The organism is Lysobacter enzymogenes, assembly GCF_023617245.1.
Taxonomy (GTDB): domain Bacteria; phylum Pseudomonadota; class Gammaproteobacteria; order Xanthomonadales; family Xanthomonadaceae; genus Lysobacter; species Lysobacter yananisis.
Genome location: NZ_CP067396.1, coordinates 5,135,676 through 5,149,215 on the forward strand (window position 1 = coordinate 5,135,676; position 13,540 = coordinate 5,149,215).

General features: G+C 68.3%; 15 protein-coding genes. 3 read left to right on the forward strand and 12 right to left on the reverse strand.

Annotated features, from left to right (window positions below):
• The first annotated feature begins 365 nt into the window (after positions 1 to 365).
• A complete protein-coding gene (locus JHW41_RS21230) occupies positions 366 to 749 on the forward strand; it encodes a GtrA family protein (RefSeq protein WP_250446499.1) in 384 nt (127 codons plus the stop codon).
• Between the two features lie 119 nt (positions 750 to 868).
• Here the strand turns inward: JHW41_RS21230 and JHW41_RS21235 are convergent, their stop codons facing one another.
• The 9 genes from JHW41_RS21235 to JHW41_RS21275 form a co-directional block, all read right to left on the reverse strand.
• Complete coding sequence (locus tag JHW41_RS21235) at positions 869 to 1,294, reverse strand: F0F1 ATP synthase subunit epsilon (protein ID WP_057946219.1); 426 nt, start codon at positions 1,292 to 1,294, stop codon at positions 869 to 871.
• Between the two features lie 138 nt (positions 1,295 to 1,432).
• Positions 1,433 to 2,869, reverse strand: coding sequence for a F0F1 ATP synthase subunit beta (atpD, locus tag JHW41_RS21240; protein ID WP_057946218.1), 1,437 nt, complete (start codon positions 2,867 to 2,869; stop codon positions 1,433 to 1,435).
• A 69-nt stretch (positions 2,870 to 2,938) separates the two neighbouring features.
• Positions 2,939 to 3,802 carry a F0F1 ATP synthase subunit gamma gene (atpG, locus tag JHW41_RS21245; protein ID WP_057946217.1) on the reverse strand — a complete coding sequence of 288 codons (864 nt, stop codon included), beginning with the start codon at positions 3,800 to 3,802 and terminating at the stop codon, positions 2,939 to 2,941.
• Positions 3,803 to 3,887: 85 nt separating this feature from the next.
• The gene (atpA, locus tag JHW41_RS21250) at positions 3,888 to 5,438 is read right to left on the reverse strand and encodes a F0F1 ATP synthase subunit alpha (RefSeq protein ID WP_057946216.1); all 1,551 of its coding nucleotides are present in this window, start codon (positions 5,436 to 5,438) and stop codon (positions 3,888 to 3,890) included.
• 123 nt (positions 5,439 to 5,561) lie between these two features.
• Positions 5,562 to 6,089, reverse strand: a complete 528-nt coding sequence (locus tag JHW41_RS21255; protein WP_057946215.1) for a F0F1 ATP synthase subunit delta — start codon at positions 6,087 to 6,089, stop codon at positions 5,562 to 5,564.
• A gap of 17 nt (positions 6,090 to 6,106) precedes the next feature.
• Positions 6,107 to 6,577, reverse strand: coding sequence for a F0F1 ATP synthase subunit B (locus JHW41_RS21260; protein WP_057946214.1), 471 nt, complete (start codon positions 6,575 to 6,577; stop codon positions 6,107 to 6,109).
• 87 nt (positions 6,578 to 6,664) lie between these two features.
• Positions 6,665 to 6,946, reverse strand: coding sequence for a F0F1 ATP synthase subunit C (gene atpE / locus JHW41_RS21265; RefSeq protein WP_057946213.1), 282 nt, complete (start codon positions 6,944 to 6,946; stop codon positions 6,665 to 6,667).
• 77 nt (positions 6,947 to 7,023) lie between these two features.
• Positions 7,024 to 7,854 carry a F0F1 ATP synthase subunit A gene (gene atpB, locus JHW41_RS21270; RefSeq protein WP_057949941.1) on the reverse strand — a complete coding sequence of 277 codons (831 nt, stop codon included), beginning with the start codon at positions 7,852 to 7,854 and terminating at the stop codon, positions 7,024 to 7,026.
• Between the two features lie 9 nt (positions 7,855 to 7,863).
• On the reverse strand, positions 7,864 to 8,232 hold the full coding sequence (locus JHW41_RS21275) for a hypothetical protein (RefSeq protein ID WP_231783944.1): 369 nt from the start codon (positions 8,230 to 8,232) through the stop codon (positions 7,864 to 7,866).
• A 321-nt stretch (positions 8,233 to 8,553) separates the two neighbouring features.
• Here JHW41_RS21275 and JHW41_RS21280 point away from each other — a divergent pair, with 321 nt between their 5' ends.
• Both JHW41_RS21280 and JHW41_RS21285 read left to right on the forward strand, forming a co-directional pair.
• Positions 8,554 to 8,772 (forward strand): DUF2061 domain-containing protein, encoded by a 219-nt coding sequence (locus tag JHW41_RS21280; protein WP_057946211.1) that lies wholly within the window; start codon positions 8,554 to 8,556, stop codon positions 8,770 to 8,772.
• 309 nt (positions 8,773 to 9,081) lie between these two features.
• Entirely contained in the window at positions 9,082 to 9,888 is an 807-nt protein-coding gene (locus tag JHW41_RS21285; RefSeq protein ID WP_057946210.1) for a hypothetical protein, read from the forward strand.
• A gap of 90 nt (positions 9,889 to 9,978) precedes the next feature.
• Here the strand turns inward: JHW41_RS21285 and JHW41_RS21290 are convergent, their stop codons facing one another.
• The 3 genes from JHW41_RS21290 to JHW41_RS21300 form a co-directional block, all read right to left on the reverse strand.
• The gene (locus JHW41_RS21290) at positions 9,979 to 10,911 is read right to left on the reverse strand and encodes a hypothetical protein (RefSeq protein ID WP_250446501.1); all 933 of its coding nucleotides are present in this window, start codon (positions 10,909 to 10,911) and stop codon (positions 9,979 to 9,981) included.
• Positions 10,868 to 12,688, reverse strand: a complete 1,821-nt coding sequence (gene lpdA, locus JHW41_RS21295) for a dihydrolipoyl dehydrogenase (protein ID WP_250446504.1) — start codon at positions 12,686 to 12,688, stop codon at positions 10,868 to 10,870. The genes JHW41_RS21290 and lpdA overlap by 44 nt, the downstream gene beginning before the upstream one ends.
• A 151-nt stretch (positions 12,689 to 12,839) precedes the next feature.
• Positions 12,840 to 13,523 (reverse strand): hypothetical protein, encoded by a 684-nt coding sequence (locus JHW41_RS21300; RefSeq protein WP_250446507.1) that lies wholly within the window; start codon positions 13,521 to 13,523, stop codon positions 12,840 to 12,842.
• Positions 13,524 to 13,540: the final 17 nt, after the last annotated feature.

A 13,540-nucleotide genomic window follows, 5' to 3' on the forward strand; every position in this document is an offset into this window, starting at 1 on the left:
GAATCTTAGCAGCGCCGCCCGCACGACCCTGCACGCGCGCTGAGCGCGCGCGGCGCCGGGGCGCGATCTGCGATGGCCGAGGCAGTCCGGCCGCGGGCGTATGCGTCGCGACGACGCGATAGCGGCAAGGGGCGGTTCGCGCTGAACGGGGTTCCGGCTGCGATGGCGGCCCGATCGCGCACCAGAGCCTTTCAGAGACCGCGCCCGCGCGCGACCGTCCGCGGGCGCCGGCGCGCAGCTCGAAGCCCGCGCCGGCCCGCCATCCACAGCCCCAGCTGACCGGTCCGCCGCCTGCGCATTCGTCCAACGCGCCAGCTTTCACTAAACTGCCGCATCCCCCGCTGACGCCAGGCACTCCCCCGCCCATGAGCCTGACCCGACAAGGTCGCAACTACCTGATCTTCGGCGCGATCCAATACTGCGTGGACTGGGGAATGATGGTCGGCCTGAGCCACATGGGCATGCCGGTGGAAGCGGCCAACCTGGCCGGCCGCGTCAGCGGCGCGCTGCTGGGGTTCTGGCTCAACGGCCGCTTCACCTTCAACGGCGAGGACAGCGCGCTCGGCCGCCGCCAGTTCGGACGCTTCGTCGCCCTGTGGATCGGCAGCACGGTGCTCAGCACCGTGGCGATCAGCCTGGTCGACACCTATGCCGGCCTGAAGTGGACGTGGCTGGCGAAGCCGGTGATCGAGCTGGCCCTGGCCGTGGTCGGGTTCACGCTGTCGCGGTACTGGGTCTATCGGCGCTGAGGCGGCGCCGCGCGCCACGCCGCGATCCCGGCCGGACGAGATCCGTCCGCGGCCGCGAAATCGAAAATGAAAACGCCGGCGCGAGGCCGGCGTTTTCGTAGCTGCGGACGGACCGCGGCTCAGTGCTTCATGTTCTTGCGCAGGCGCTCGAGCGCCTGCAGCTGCGCCATCGCCTCGGCCAGCTTGGCCTGCGCCTCGGCGATGTCCATCTGCGGGCCGCGGTTGGCCAGCGCGCGCTCGGCTTCTTCCTTGGCCGCGCGCACGGCGGCTTCGTCGATGTCCTGGGCGCGGATCGCGGTGTCGGCCAGCACGGTCACGACCTGCGGCTGCACCTCGAGGATGCCGCCGGAGACCGCGAAGTCGAGCTGCTCGCCGCTGGGCAGGGTCACCACGACCTTGCCCGGCTTGAGCCGGGTGATCAGCGGCGCATGGCGCGGCGCGATGCCGAGTTCGCCGATCTCGCCGGTGGCGACCAGCAGCGTCGCTTCGCCGTGGAAGATCTCGTCTTCGGCGCTGACGATGTCGCAACGGAAGGTGGATGCCATGTCTGTCTCGCTTTGCTCGTTCGACGGGAACTGGGAATGGGGAACCGGGCTTCGGCGAACCGGCGATCCGCGCGGGCGCTGTGCGCCGCTACGGTTGCCTGCCGCCCGTTCCCGGTTCCCGGGACGCCGTCAGGCGTCTCAGCCCACGCCCATCTTCTTGGCTTTCTCGACCGCTTCTTCGATGCCGCCGACCATGTAGAACGCCTGCTCCGGCAGGTGGTCGTAGTCGCCGTCGCAGATGCCCTTGAAGCCGCGGATGGTGTCCTTCAGCGACACGTACTTGCCCGGCGCGCCGGTGAACACTTCGGCGACGTGGAACGGCTGCGAGAAGAAGCGCTCGATCTTGCGCGCGCGGGCCACGGCGGTCTTGTCTTCTTCCGACAGCTCGTCCATGCCCAGGATCGCGATGATGTCCTTGAGCTCCTTGTACTTCTGCAAGGTGGCCTGGACGCGGCGCGCGGTGTCGTAGTGCTCGGCGCCGACCACGTTCGGGTCGAGCTGGCGCGAGGTCGAGTCGAGCGGATCGACCGCCGGGTAGATGCCCAGCGCGGCGATGTTTCGGCTCAACACGACGGTGGCGTCGAGGTGGGCGAAGGTGGTCGCCGGCGACGGGTCGGTCAGGTCGTCCGCGGGCACGTACACGGCCTGGATCGAGGTGATCGAACCGGTCTTGGTCGAGGTGATGCGCTCCTGCAGCACGCCCATTTCCTCGGCCAGAGTGGGCTGGTAGCCCACCGCCGACGGCATGCGGCCCAGCAGCGCCGACACTTCGGTGCCGGCCAGGGTGTAGCGGTAGATGTTGTCGACGAAGAACAGCACGTCGCGGCCCTTGCCGCTGGCGTCCTTCTCGTCGCGGAAGTACTCGGCCATGGTCAGGCCGGTCAGCGCGACGCGCAGGCGGTTGCCCGGCGGCTCGTTCATCTGGCCGTACACCATCGCCACCTTCGACTTCGACAGGTCTTCCTGCACGATGACGTTGGCGTCGGACATCTCGTGGTAGAAGTCGTTGCCCTCGCGGGTACGCTCGCCCACGCCGGCGAACACCGACAGGCCGGCGTGCTCGGTCGCGATATTGTTGATCAGCTCGAGCATGTTCACGGTCTTGCCGACGCCGGCGCCGCCGAACAGGCCGACCTTGCCGCCCTTCGCGAACGGGCACATCAGGTCGATGACCTTGATGCCGGTTTCCAGCAGCTCGTTGCCCGAGGACTGCTCGTCGTAGGCCGGAGCGGAGCGGTGGATTTCCCAATGCACGTCGCTTTCGACCGGGCCGCGCTCGTCGATCGGCTCGCCGAGCACGTTCATGATGCGGCCCAGGGTCGCGGTGCCGACCGGCACGGCCACGGCGCGGCCGGTGTTGGTCGCGATCAGGTTGCGCTTGAGGCCGTCGGTGGAGCCCAGCGCGATCGCGCGGACGATGCCGTCGCCGAGCTGCTGCTGAACTTCGAGCGTGATGGCGGTGTTCTCGACCTTCAACGCGTCGTACACCTTCGGCACCGACTCGCGCGGAAACTCGATGTCGACGACCGCGCCGATGATCTGAACGATCTTGCCCTGGTTGCCCTGGCTGCTCATCTTGGATTCCTCAGTAACTTTCAAATGCTGCTGGTGGTCGCAGGCCGTCGGCCGCGCCCACCGGATGGGTTAGACCGCGGCGGCGCCGCCGACGATTTCGGAGATTTCCTGGGTGATCGCCGCCTGGCGCGCCTTGTTGTAGACCAGGTTCAAGGTGCCGATCAGCTTGGTGGCGTTGTCGCTCGCCGCCTTCATCGCGACCATGCGCGCGGCATGCTCGGACGCCACGTTCTCCAGCACCGCCTGGTACACCAGCGACTCGATGTAGCGGGTCAGCACGTGGTCGAGCACGGTCTGCGCATCGGGTTCGTAGATGTAGTCCCAGTCGTGCTTGGCGACCTGGGTTTCCGGCGCCGGCAGCGGCAGCAGCTGGTCGAACGCCGCGCGCTGGGTCATGGTGTTGACGAAGTCGTTGTAGCAGACGAACACGCGATCGACGGTGCCGGCGCTGTAGGCGTCGAGCACGACCTTGATCACGCCGATCAGCTGCTCCACGTGCGGCTGGTCGCCCAGGTGGGTGACCGAGGCGAGCATGTTGACCTTGATCCGGCGGAAGAACACCGAGGCCTTCTGGCCGATGGTGACCACGTCGACCTCGACGCCCTGCTCCTGCCACTTGCGGAACTCGCCGAGCAGCTTGCGGAACAGGTTGTTGTTGAGGCCGCCGGCCAGGCCGCGGTCGGACGACACGATCACGTAGCCGACGCGCTTCACGTCCTTGCGCTCGACCATGTACGGATGCCGGTAATCGGAATTGGCCTGGGCCAGGTGTCCGATCACCTGCTTGATCACGCGCGCGTACGGGCGCGAGGTCTTCATCCGATCCTGCGCCTTGCGGATCTTGGAAGCCGAGACCATTTCCAGCGCGCGGGTCACCTTGCGGGTGTTCTGCACGCTCTTGATCTTGGTTTTGATTTCGCGTCCGCCTGCCATCTCTCGCTCGCTTTGTTCGCTTTAGGGCGTGGGGTTCTGGGTGGCGCGCAAACCGGCGCGGCCGGCTTGCGCTATGCGACCCGCCTTACCAGGTCCCGGTCTGCTTGAACTCTTCGATGCCCTTCTTGAAGGCGCCTTCGATTTCGTCGTCCCAGCCGCCGGTCGAATTGATCTTCTCGACCAGGGCGCCCTGGGTGTTGAGGAAATGTCCGTGCAGCGCGTCTTCGAAGGCGCCGATCTTGGCCACCGGCACGTCGTCCATGTAGCCCTTGTCGACCGCGTAGATCGACAGCGCCTGCAGCGCGATCGACATCGGCGCGTACTGCTTCTGCTTCATCAGTTCGGTCACGCGCTGGCCGCGCTCGAGCTGCTTGCGGGTGGCTTCGTCGAGGTCGGACGCGAACTGGGCGAACGCCGCGAGCTCGCGGTACTGCGCCAGGGCGATGCGGATGCCGCCGGACAGCTTCTTGATGATCTTGGTCTGGGCCGAGCCGCCGACGCGCGACACCGAGATGCCGGCGTTGACCGCCGGGCGGATGCCGGCGTTGAACAGGTCGGTTTCCAGGAAGATCTGGCCGTCGGTGATCGAGATCACGTTGGTCGGCACGAACGCCGAGACGTCGCCGGCCTGGGTTTCGATGATCGGCAGCGCGGTCAGCGAACCGGTCTTGCCCTTCACTTCGCCGTTGGTGAACTTCTCGACGTAGTCGGCGTTCACGCGCGCGGCGCGCTCGAGCAGGCGGCTGTGCAGGTAGAACACGTCGCCCGGGTAGGCTTCGCGGCCCGGCGGACGGCGCAGCAGCAGCGAGATCTGGCGGTAGGCCACGGCCTGCTTGGACAGGTCGTCGTACACGATCAGCGCGTCTTCGCCGCGGTCGAGGAAGAACTCGCCCATGGTGCAGCCCGAGTAGGCGCTGATGTACTGCATCGCGGCCGATTCGGAGGCGGTGGCGGCGACGACGATGGTGTGGGCCAGCGCGCCGTTCTCTTCCAGCTTGCGCACCACGTTGGCGATCGAGGAGGCCTTCTGGCCGATCGCGACGTAGATGCACTTAATGCCGGTGCCCTTCTGGTTGATGATCGCGTCGATGGCCATCGCGGTCTTGCCGGTCTGGCGGTCGCCGATGATCAGCTCGCGCTGGCCGCGGCCGATCGGGATCATCGAGTCGACCGACTTGTAGCCGGTCTGCACCGGCTGGTCGACCGACTTGCGCCACAGCACGCCCGGGGCGACGCGCTCCACCGGCGCGGTCAGGCTGGCGCCGATCGGACCCTTGCCGTCGATCGGCTCGCCGAGCGCGTTGACCACGCGGCCGAGCAGCTCGCGGCCGATCGGCACTTCCAGGATGCGGGCGGTGGTCTTGGCCACGTCGCCTTCGCGCAGGTGCTCGTAATCGCCCAGGACCACGGCGCCGACCGAGTCGCGCTCCAGGTTCAGCGCCAGGGCGAAGGTGTTGTTCGGCAGTTCGATCATTTCGCCCTGCATCACGTCGGCCAGGCCGTGGATGCGCACGATGCCGTCGGACACCGAGGTCACGGTGCCTTCGTTGCGCGCTTCGGCGGCCAGCTTGACCTTCTCGATGCGGGTCTTGATCAGTTCGCTGATTTCGGACGGGTTGAGCTGGGTGCTTGCCATTGTCGTTTCCTTGGTCCTGCATCGCGACGAAGCGACGCGCGGGTGCTTTCTTTTTTACGGGGGGCGGGAGTCGGGAACCGGAAGCGCTGCGCTTCGACGATTCCCGGTTCCCCGTTCCCGGCTTTAACCGGCCAGCGCCGTCTGCAGGCGCGCCAGCTTGCCCTTGAGCGAGCCGTCGATCACCACTTCGCCGGCGTCGATCACCGCGCCGCCGATCAGCGAAGCGTCGATGGCCGTCTCGATCTCGACCTGGCGGCCGAAGCGCTTGACCAGCGCGGCCTTGATCGAATCGAGCTCGGCCGCCGGCAGGTCGCTGGCGGAGGTGACCTTGGCCTTGACCACGCGGTCGGCGTCGGCGCGCAGTTCCTCGAACAGGCCGGCGATTTCCGGCAGCAGGGCGAGGCGGCGGTTGTCCGCGAGCAGGGTCAGGAACCGCTGCACGGGTTCGTCCGCGTGGTCGATCGCGACCAGGGCGACCGCGTCGCTGACGCTCAGGCGCGGATGGCCGAGCACCGACTGCACCTGCGGATCGGCGGCGACGCGCGCCGAGAAGGCGAGCGCTTGCGACCAATCGGCGGTGCGGCCGGCGTCGCGCGCCAGCGCGAACGCGGCGCGGGCATACGGTCGGGCGAGGGTGAGGTTCTGGCTCATCGCGTTGGGCTACCCGGTCAGATTTCCGCGGCCAGCTCGTCGAGCAGCGCCTTGTGGGCGTTGGCGTCGATTTCGCGCTTGAGCAGCTTCTCGGCGCCGGTGACGGCCAGCGCGGACACCTGCTTGCGCAGGTCCTCGCGGGCGCGGTCGGCGGCGGCGGCGATTTCGGCGTCGGCCAGCGCCTTCAGGCGCGTGCCTTCGACCATCGCGTCGGTCTTGGCCTGGTCGACGATCTGGTTGGCGCGCGAATGCGCCTGCTCGACGACTTCGTTGGCCTTGACGCGCGCTTCGCGCACGATTTCATCCGCCTGCGCGCGCGCCTGCTGGATGAGCACCTCAGCGCCTTCGGCATTCGCCAGACCCTGGGCAATCTTTTGTTGCCGTTCTTCGATCGCCTTGTTCAGGGGCGGCCAAATGAACTTCATCGTGAACCAGATCAAGATCGCGAACGTGATCATCTGGCCGAAGAAGGTCATGTTGATATTCATGACAGCTCCGATGGGACGCTGCGGGCGCTAAGGCCCGGGAGAGCCGCCCGCTCGCGCGGACGGCTCAGACTGCTCGCTGAGCGAGGATCAGCCGGCGGCGCCGGCAGCCTGCAGGGCGCCCAGCAGCGGGTTGCCGAAGGCGAACAGCAAGCCGACGGCCAGCGCGATGATGAACGCCGCGTCGATCAGGCCGGCCAGCAGGAACATGCGGCCCTGCAGCATCGGCACCAGTTCCGGCTGACGGGCGGCCGACTCAAGGAACTTCGAGCCCATCAGCGCGATGCCGAGGCAAGCGCCGATCGCGCCGAGGCCGACCATGATGCCGATCGCGATAGCGGTCAGGCCCTGCACATTGGCGATGAATTCCATGGTTTTCTCCTACTGAAACGTTGGTTTGGCTAAAGGAAAGGGTGAAACGCGCAAAGAACTAAAAGGTGGAACGCGGGTCAATGACTCTCGTACGCGCCGGCGATGTAGACGACGGTGAGGATCATGAAGATGAAGGCCTGCAGCAGCACGATCAGGATGTGGAACAGCGCCCAGGCGGCGTTGAAGATCACGCCCGGCACGAACATCAGCAGACCGCCGCCGAGCAGGCCGGCGATGAGCATGAACACCAGCTCGCCGCCGTACATGTTGCCGAACAGTCGCATCGCCAGGCTGACCGGCTTGACCAGGTACTCGATGACGTTGAGTCCCAGGTTGGCCGGAGCGAGCGCGATCTTGGCGCCGGTGCTGTGAGCGTGGAACGGAGCGGTGAGCAGCTCCTTGCCGAAGCCCAGGCCGCCCTTGGCCTTGACCGAGTGATAGAGGATCAGGAAGAACACGGTGGTCGACAGCGCCAGCGTCGTGTTCAGGTCCGCGGTCGGGACCCAGCGGAAGTAGGTGTGGTGCGCCACTTCGGCGCCGGCGGTGGTCTTGACCACCCAGCCCGGCAGGTCGAGCGGCAGCAGGTCCATGCCGTTCATCAGCACGACCCAGACGAAGATCGTCAGCGCCAGCGGCGTCAGCGAGCTGCGGTCGCCGTGGAAGCTGTCCTTCACCTGGCCGTCGATGAACTCCAGGATCAGCTCGACGAAGGCCTGCCCCTTGGACGGCACGCCCGAGCTGGCCTTGCGCGCGAAGAAACCGAACCAGGTGATGAAGACCAGGCCCAGGATCAGCGAAACGACCCAGGTGTCGATATGGAAGGCACCACCACCCAGCGAGATCGTGTTCTGCTGAAGATGGTGCTGGATGTATTCGTTCAGGCCGCCCGAACCGGTCTGTTCACTCACGAAAGACACCTATCGTTTCAAAAGATTGGCCAGTGCGAACGCCAGCGTCGCCGCCGACAGACTCACCAGCATTGGCAGGGGAGGCAGACGCCACACGGCCATTCCCAGGCCGAGCACCGTCAATACCGCCACCCATTTGAATATGACTCCGAGCAACAACCGCCCGATCGCCGACCCGGCCGGTTGCACGCCGCCCCCCAACGCCATCCTGGCGGCCGCGAGATTGCCGGCCACCGCCGCGCCACCGCCCACCGCTGCCGCCAGCGCGGACGACGCACCGAGGGAGAGGAAGGCCAGCGCGACCAGCGCCGTCGCGCCGGCTTGCCAAGCAATCGCGCGCGACGCCAGCCGGCGGCCTGCGGACAATGGATCGTGCACGCGGGTCTCGTCGGTCTGGGGTTGGCGCAAAGCGCCCGGTAGAGCCGCAAAAGTATAGAACGAGGGCGACTTTGCGGCAACCGGCGGCAGTCACAGCCCTGCCATAGGCGTCATGGGGGGCGGCGATGGCGGCGGCGGCCTGCGCGTTCATGGCCGCGACTATGCCGGCAAGGGCTAGAGCGTTGAATTACCTGGGAGGTAAGCCAGCAAGCGCGGGCGCCCAATCGATAGATTATGACTATTGAAACGGTCGCATCATTCGATTTGCGTTCTGGCCGCGGAGGCGTAACTTGAGAATCATTCTCATCCGAGCCCAATCCCATGGAGAAGACCCTCAGCTTCGCCGGCGTCCACTTCACCGTCGCCTTCCTGGTCGGCTACCTGATGACCGGCAGCGTCTGGGTCGGCGGCGCCCTGGCCCTGGTCGAGCCGGCCTGCAACACCGTCGCCTTCCACCTGCACGAGAAGGTGTGGAAGCGGATCGAACGCCGCCGCGCCGCGGCCGCGGCGACAGTCGGCGGCGACGCGCTGGCGACCTGATCGAAATCTTTGACGGACTGCGGAACCTTTCCGCGCCGCACCGGTCAGTATCCAGGAACGCCCGCCGCCACTCTCTCCTCGTCAATGGCAAAGCAGCGGCGGGCACCCCGAAGCCCCGGCACGACCCGCCGGGGCTTCGCCTTTTTCGGCGTACAGATTTCGACGACTCGCGTCACAGTTCATCGCTTGCGGCTTTGCGCGATCGGTCATCGAGGGTTTTTTCACGGTTACTCCACCTGAACGACGGCATCCATGTACGCACCAGTACACGAATGTGCTGCCTTCCCCCTGTATATCCGGAGTGATCCTGTGACCAACCGATTCCTTCCGTTGACGCTGGCGCTGCTGGGCGCGAGCGCCGCCTACGCCCTGCCCGCGCACGCCGAGGACGACCGATTCACCATCCGCCTGGGCGCGATGTCGGTGGATACCAGCGGCGAATTCACCGCCGGCACCACGTTCCGCGGCAACCCCTACGAGTTCAGCCAGGACTTCGATTTCGGCAGCAAGGAAACCGTGCCGCGCCTGGAAGGCCTGTTCAAGTTCGGCGACCGCCATCGCCTGCTGTTCAATTACTGGGGCTACGACAAGAGCAAGACCGCGCGCCTGACCCAGGACGTGTCGTTCGACGACACCACCATTCCCGCCGGCAGCTTCGCCCGCGCCAAGACCAAGTTCGAACTGGCCAGCGCGATGTACGACTACGCGGTGGTGGAAACCGACACGGTCAGCTGGGGCCTGCAGATCGGCGTGGAGTACGCCAAGATCGAAGGCAAGCTGCGCGCCCAGGCAGGCACCGCGAACTACAGCGACGGCCGCAGCGAGGACGGCTACGCGCCGGTGGTCGGCAGCCGCCTGACCCTGTCGCCGAACGAGCACTGGCGCTTCGTCGTGCAAGGCCAGTACCTCGACGCCGGCTGGGGCGACTTCGGCGACTACAAGGGCGACATCAGCCGCGCCAACGCGCTGGCCGAGTACCGCTTCACCGAGAACGTCGGCGTGTTCGTCGGCTACGACTGGTTCAAGATCAACGCCAAGCGCAGCCGCGACAACGTCGATATCGGCCTGGACCAGCGCTTCAAGGGGCCGATGGCGGGCGTGACGTTCTCGTTCTGATCCACGCAAGGCGCCGGAGCCGGCGCTGGCTGCCGCAACCGCGGCCCGGCGCCGTTTCCGCGGCCCCTTTCGGCTGAGATCGCCGGGCCGTCACAGGCCCGGCAGGGACACCCGCATGCTGTTCGCGCGCTTGCGCAGGCAGGTCTCCAGCGCCAGCGGCATGCGCTCGGATTCGCTGCGGTACGATTCGGCCGCTTGCGCGCTCTCGATCGGCCGCAACGCGATCTTGCCGTCGACGAGTTCGAACTGGGTGCCGTAGCGCTGCGGCCGGCCTTCGTCCAGGCGCAGTCGATCGACCTTCTCCATCGCCTCGCGGATCAGGTATCCGCTGGCGCCGGGCGCCCGTCGCTGGGTTTCCAGGAACGCCTCGGCCCAGCGCAGTTGGCTCGCGCGGTCTTCGCGGTCGCGGTAGATCGCCTGCCACAGGGCGTCGACGCCGTCCGCGCCGATCTGGTCGACGCCGGGCATCGGCCGGCGCTGCAGGATCTCGCGCAGTTGCTGCGCCGCGGCCCGCGCCTGGGCCGGCGACACGCGCGGCGCGGCCGGCTTGCGCGGTGCCGGCTTCGCGCCGGGAGGGATCGCGGCATTGGCCGCGGCATCGGCCGCACTCGCCGCGGCGTCGGCCGCGACCGCAGCCGCATCGGCCGCTGCCACCGCCGCCGCATCGGCGGCCGCGATCGCGGCGGCGTTCGCGGCATTGCCTGCGTAGGAGCGGTCGTAGCCGCCGAACAAGGACTGATGCCCCCAGCGCAGCACCTTCTCGCGCAGCGCGGGATCGCGCGGCGCGGCGGTCGGCACGCGCAGCCGCTCGCGCTGCTGGCGCGCGGCTTCGCCGTCCCTCCAGGCCTGGCCGTGCGGACAGGCCCGGTAGTCTGCGTCGCTGGGCCGCACCGCCGGCGCCAGCGACAACCCGGCCGCCTGGGTCGCGTACAGGCCGGCGATCAGCGCCAGCGCCGCGGCCAGCGCCGGGACGCCGGCCTTAGCCCTTCTTCTTGGGGATGTAGAGATCGGTGATCGTTCCATCGAACACCTCCGCGGCCATGCCGACCGATTCGCTCAGGGTGGGATGCGGATGGATCGTATGGCCGATGTCGGCGACCTCGCAACCCATCTCGATCGCCAGCGCCACTTCGGAAATCAGGTCGCCCGCGTGCACCCCGACGATGCCGCCGCCGACGATGCGGTGGGTGGCTTCGTCGAAGACCAGCTTGGTGAAGCCCTCGGTGCGGCCGATGCCGATGGCGCGGCCGCTGGCGGCCCACGGGAACTTGCCGACGCCGACCTTCAGGCCCTTGGCCTTGGCTTCGGTCTCGGTGACGCCGACCCAGGCGATTTCCGGGTCGGTGTAGGCCACCGACGGGATCACCCGCGCCACCCATTCCTTCTTCTCGCCCGCGGCCACTTCGGCGGCGAGCTTGCCTTCGTGGGTGGCCTTGTGCGCGAGCATCGGATTGCCGACCAGATCGCCGATGGCGAAGATGTGCGGCACGTTGGTGCGCATCTGCCGGTCGACCGGGATGAAGCCGCGCTCGCCGACCTGCACGCCGGCCCGGTCGGCGCCGATCTTGGCGCCGTTGGGCGCGCGGCCGACGGCGACCAGCACGCGGTCGTAGACGCCCGATTCCAGCGCCGGCGTCTTGCCGGCCTCGGCGCTTTCGAAGCTCACCTTGATGCCTTCCTTCAAGGCCTCGGTGGCCGCGGCCTTGGTCTTCAGGTGCACGGCCACGCCCTGCTTCTTGAGGCGGTCGGCGAGCGGCTTGACCAGATCCGGGTCGGCGCCCGGCATCAGCTGGTCCAGGAACTCGACCACGGTGACTTCGCTGCCGAGCGCGCGGTACACGGTGGCCATTTCCAGGCCGATGATGCCGCCGCCGACGACCAGCAACTTGGCCGGCACGTCGGCCAGTTCCAGCGCGTCGGTGGAATCCATGACCCGCTTGTCGTCCCACGGGAAGTTGCCGAGCTTCACCGCCTGCGAACCGGCGGCGATGATGCATTGCTCGAAGCGGATCAGCTGGGTGCCGCCCTCGCCCTTCACTTCCAGTTCGTTCGGCGACACGAACGCGCCGACGCCGACCACGGTGCGCACCTTGCGCTGCTTGGCCATGCCGGCCAGGCCCTTGGTCAGCTGGCCGACCACTTTTTCCTTGTACTTGCGCAGCGCGTCGAGGTCGATGGTCGGCTTGCCGAAGCTGACGCCGTAGTCGCTGGCGTGCTCGGCCTCGTCGATGACCGCGGCCGCGTGCAGCAGCGCCTTGGACGGGATGCAGCCGACGTTGAGGCAGACGCCGCCGAGGCTGGCGTAGCGTTCGACCAGCACCGTGTCGAGGCCGAGGTCGGCGGCGCGGAACGCGGCGGTGTAGCCGCCGGGGCCGGAGCCGAGCACGAGCATGCGGCATTCGATGTCGGCCTTGCGGCCGCTCGCGGCGGCGGCGGTCGGGGCCGGCGCGCTCGCGGCCGGCTTCGGCGCTTCGGTCGCGGCCGGCTTGGCCGGTTCGGCGGCGGCGGGCGCGCTCGCGGCGGCCTTGGGCGCTTCGGCCGGCGCGGCCTCGCCCGCGCCCTCGGCTTCCAGGATCGCGATCACCGCGCCCTGCGAGACCTTGTCGCCGACCTTGACGCTGATCGACTTGACCACGCCGTCGGCCGAGGACGGCACTTCCATCGTCGCCTTGTCCGATTCGAGCGTGACCAGGCCCTGGTCCTTCTTGACCGTGTCGCCGACCGCGACCAGCAACTCGATGACCGGTACGTCGTCGTAGTCGCCGATGTCGGGAACCTTCACTTCGATGCTGTTGGCCATGACGCGGCAATCCTCTTGGAAATCTTCGCTGGCGCGCGCACGGGGCGCGCGCGGTGGGGGAGCACGGCCAGGCCATGCGTGGCGCCCGCCGCGGCGGGGGCCGGAAAAGCGCCGGTGCGCGCGGGCGTCGCCGCCGCGCGCGCCGGTGCGGTCACGATGCGGGCGCGGCCTGCAGCTGGCGTTCGAGTTCGTCCAGCGATTCGCCCAGCGCGCGCCAGCGGCGCTCGCGCTTGCCGGCGCTCTCGTTGGCCGCCTCGGTCAGCAGCGTGGCCTGCTCCATCAGGGTTTCGCCGTAGCCGCAGTCGGGACGCGCGCCGCTGACGCGCAGGCCGTCGACGACGAACAGCAGTTGTTCGGAATCGCGGTACTCGGCCGGCCTGTCGGCCGGCACCGCCTGTTCCAGCGCACGCTTCCAGGTCGCGACCAGGCGCTGGGCCAGCGCGGCCGGGATCGGCGCTTCCTCGCTGTCCACGTCCTGGTCCACGCGCAGTTCCAGCGCGCCGCCGCCGCGCGAGCCGTTCCAGACCTGGACGCGCCCGTCCGGCCTGGCGTGGCGCAGGGTCCAGTCGGCGCCGTCGGCGGCGGCCGCGATCAGCATCAGCCCGCTCTCGGTGCCGCGGGTCGGCAGCAGGGTCAGGCTCAGCCGCGGCTCGGCCTTGGCCGCGAGCAACTGCTCCACGGCCGAACCGTGGTTTTCCGTCGCCGGCGGCCAGCCGCGGCCGAGCGGCAGGCGGCAGCCGTCGGCGGCCTGCGCCAGCGGCGCGGCGAGGACGGCGGCCAGGCCGAGCCAGGCCAGGCGGCGGGAGACGGAAGCGGAACGCGGGTGACGGCTCATCGGCGGAGGGGATTCCT

Coding starts and splice junctions, on each gene's coding strand:
- JHW41_RS21230 (WP_250446499.1), top strand. CDS start 366: ATGAGCCTGACCCGACAAGGTCGCAACTACCTGATCTTCGGCGCGATC.
- JHW41_RS21235 (WP_057946219.1), bottom strand. CDS start 1,294: ATGGCATCCACCTTCCGTTGCGACATCGTCAGCGCCGAAGACGAGATC.
- atpD (WP_057946218.1), bottom strand. CDS start 2,869: ATGAGCAGCCAGGGCAACCAGGGCAAGATCGTTCAGATCATCGGCGCG.
- atpG (WP_057946217.1), bottom strand. CDS start 3,802: ATGGCAGGCGGACGCGAAATCAAAACCAAGATCAAGAGCGTGCAGAAC.
- atpA (WP_057946216.1), bottom strand. CDS start 5,438: ATGGCAAGCACCCAGCTCAACCCGTCCGAAATCAGCGAACTGATCAAG.
- JHW41_RS21255 (WP_057946215.1), bottom strand. CDS start 6,089: ATGAGCCAGAACCTCACCCTCGCCCGACCGTATGCCCGCGCCGCGTTC.
- JHW41_RS21260 (WP_057946214.1), bottom strand. CDS start 6,577: ATGAATATCAACATGACCTTCTTCGGCCAGATGATCACGTTCGCGATC.
- atpE (WP_057946213.1), bottom strand. CDS start 6,946: ATGGAATTCATCGCCAATGTGCAGGGCCTGACCGCTATCGCGATCGGC.
- JHW41_RS21280 (WP_057946211.1), top strand. CDS start 8,554: ATGGAGAAGACCCTCAGCTTCGCCGGCGTCCACTTCACCGTCGCCTTC.
- JHW41_RS21290 (WP_250446501.1), bottom strand. CDS start 10,911: ATGGAACGATCACCGATCTCTACATCCCCAAGAAGAAGGGCTAAGGCC.
- lpdA (WP_250446504.1), bottom strand. CDS start 12,688: ATGGCCAACAGCATCGAAGTGAAGGTTCCCGACATCGGCGACTACGAC.
- JHW41_RS21300 (WP_250446507.1), bottom strand. CDS start 13,523: ATGAGCCGTCACCCGCGTTCCGCTTCCGTCTCCCGCCGCCTGGCCTGG.